General features: G+C 37.9%; 3 protein-coding genes. 2 read left to right on the top strand and 1 reads right to left on the bottom strand.

Translation table 11 applies throughout. The annotated features are described in order from the left end of the window. Positions 1–93: 93 nt before the first annotated feature. Together AB6C75_RS23270 and AB6C75_RS23265 are read left to right on the top strand one after the other, a co-directional pair. On the top strand, positions 94–1089 hold the full coding sequence (locus AB6C75_RS23270; RefSeq protein WP_372109467.1) for a hypothetical protein: 996 nt from the start codon (positions 94–96) through the stop codon (positions 1087–1089). 210 nt (positions 1090–1299) lie between these two features. Beyond that, on the top strand, positions 1300–1818 hold the full coding sequence (locus AB6C75_RS23265; RefSeq protein ID WP_012600476.1) for a GNAT family N-acetyltransferase: 519 nt from the start codon (positions 1300–1302) through the stop codon (positions 1816–1818). A 113-nt stretch (positions 1819–1931) separates the two neighbouring features. On the opposite strand, the gene AB6C75_RS23260 is transcribed toward AB6C75_RS23265, so the two are convergent. Continuing rightward, a complete protein-coding gene (locus tag AB6C75_RS23260; RefSeq protein ID WP_372109465.1) occupies positions 1932–2378 on the bottom strand; it encodes a DUF417 family protein in 447 nt (148 codons plus the stop codon). Positions 2379–2676 lie beyond the last annotated feature (298 nt).

The raw sequence follows: 2676 nt of genomic DNA, 5'->3' as shown, positions 1-2676 counted from the left end.
GCTGATCAGATCGTAGGTTCTTGATTTAGTTCCATTGAATTACGCAACAAAGCCACCAGTAATGGTAAAAGTAACTATACGTGTCAGGATCTAATGAGCGATATAGAAAAACAAACTAAACAGGCTCAAGCGTTAGAGCATGCTCTTACAGAAACAATTCGCACATATAATATTTCTGAGGCTAAAATTTATGGTGACTTTATTGCATCCGAAGATAGTGACCTTGCCTTAAAGGCCCAAAATATCGTAACAGGTCTAAAGAAATCGTTCACAGATACAAAAGATTTACAACAAACCAACCCCAATAGCTATGTGCAAGTTCATTACTACTTCAAAGATGAAAACGGCGCTAGGAATTGGTATAAAAAGGTTTATATTTCTTCTCTAGGTACTAATCAATCAGCAAAGCAAACAACCACAAAAATGAGCGATGATTTGTTAACAGAGGTGGAAGTGTTGTCTGAGTCCACATCGGTTAACCTTTCAACTCAGTGGGGTGTTTACAACAATACTTTTGATATTGCTAGTATTAACAATTTTAATAGCAGCATCCGTCCGGGGTGTACATTCACAGAGAAAATCATTATTAAAGATGATAAATTTGATAATGTACTATCTAACATTGCCTACGATGGTAATATACACAACTTAGCAAATTGTCAATCTCTGGATCTAACAAATAAAATAGTCTCTAGAACTACTTCAACTTGGAAATATAACAAGAGTATCAAAGAACAATTAAATCGTACTTATGTCGACTGGAATGAGCATACTTTTGGAAAAGGCGATGACTTTGGATTATCGACAGTCGTTAATGTTAAAAGTCATTTAAATAGTTTAGATACTGAAAATATCAAAATAAACATTATGGGTAGATATAAAGATTACTCTAGTAATGAATTAGGTGACGCATCTAAGGTCATACGGTCAAAGATAGTTAATGATCAGAGTAAAGAAATCACCTATTGGAAAACACTCTTTCGTGCATCTCCGACGACATATTCACGAAGAATAACATCGTCAGATCAAACTTCTGTATACGAAAAAAGTACTGACGGAACTAATTGGGTAGTATCGAGTAAACCGTAGTCGTTAAGTATGTATATAATTGATGGGGTGGGTTGCTTAAATGTCACGCCCCATTCACTTCTACTAAAAAATATCTTCCTATGCCCACTAGAACCTCACTTTCAGCTGCTAACTCTGAAATAAGTAGTGACGTACCGTTTACTCAGAGATTTGGGTACTCGAATTTCAATCGTAGGCAAGGCTTTCGAAATAACCATTGGGAGTACTCGTATGGATGTATTTTTGCATTTACTTCAAACAAGTGATGCTAGGGCGCTCTTGGAATTTGAAGTAGACAATAGAGATTGGTTCGAGATGTCTGTACCACCACGGGAAGAAAGTTTTTATTCACTTTCAGGTGTAGAGAAGCAGATTGCTAGTTTTTTAGCGGAATATGAAAGTGATGAGATGATTCCTATGTTGATAAAAGATGAACAAGGGATTATCTGCGGTAGGATTAATGTACGTGATATCGACCAGAACGCTGGAAGTGGGGAGCTAGGTTATCGAGTAGGTCGACCCTTTGCTTCAAAAGGCATTGCGTCTAACGCGGTGAGGAAGTTACTTATCTATTTGGCGGAGCACTCTTCCCTTAAATATGTGGATGCCTATGCGTTAGTGGGTAATGTTGGCTCCAACAAGATTTTATCCAAGGCCGGTTTTGGCTTAGTTGAGCGTGTAGAGAATTACGCGTTATTCAAAGGGAAAAATAAAGACGCTAATCATTATCGTAAGGTGTTAGTTGAGTAGCTGAGTATCAGTGCTTTATTCATTAGAAGCTGGCAGCTTCCTTCTAGCCAGCTTATAGTTTTATGTTGCTTAAAATAGATCTTTAGGTTTACAGCCACTTATTAGTTTTACATTCACTTCTGAGGCTTGTTGCGTTCGATTACGCTAATAGCGATAGCCAAAAACAGAATATCTTTCACTAGGAAGAAGTTAGTGACTAAGATGCCATCCGATACTTTCCAAACGTTTGGCGTGGTGACTAGAAAGCTCAGTGTCACAACAAAGATAGCCGCTGCTGCAATACCTGAGTAGAAAGCAATAGTCTGCTTCTTAAATCCCACGATCAATCCAATCGCGACGATGATCTCTGCACCACCCACCATGTTAGACACTGCTTGTACCGAGAATAGATTGTAAAGCCAGTTCATTGCTGGGTGGTTTGCAATTAAAGGCTCAATTAGCATCGCTTCAGTTGGCGTAAACTTGTAAATACCAATCCAAGCTAACACTAATGCTACACCAATCACGCCTAGGTTGTATCCGACATTACTCTGTTTTAAATCATAGGTTTGAACATGCATAAAAGTACTCCATTTAATAAAATCTCTGAATATGACCGCAAGAGTTCAGATTAAATTTCGCGTTGAGAGTAATACTTAATATATTTATCTAGAGACTCAATAGATGGTGATTTATTGTTTTGATATTAATGCGTAGGCTAGTGATGTTGAACACCAAAGTCATAGGTTGGCGATAGTGCTGTTTAGCAGGTACTACGAGCTTTCTAATTTTTAGGAATTTGGATTAGATTACGCTGATGTGCACCCTAATTAAACATTGATAAACCCCCAGCTCTGCTGGGGTGACTCGCATAGGTTT

The organism is Vibrio sp. 10N.237.312.B06 (assembly GCF_041464685.1).
Lineage (GTDB): Bacteria > Pseudomonadota > Gammaproteobacteria > Enterobacterales > Vibrionaceae > Vibrio > Vibrio tasmaniensis_A.
This window is presented reverse-complemented; position numbering and strand designations above follow the sequence as displayed.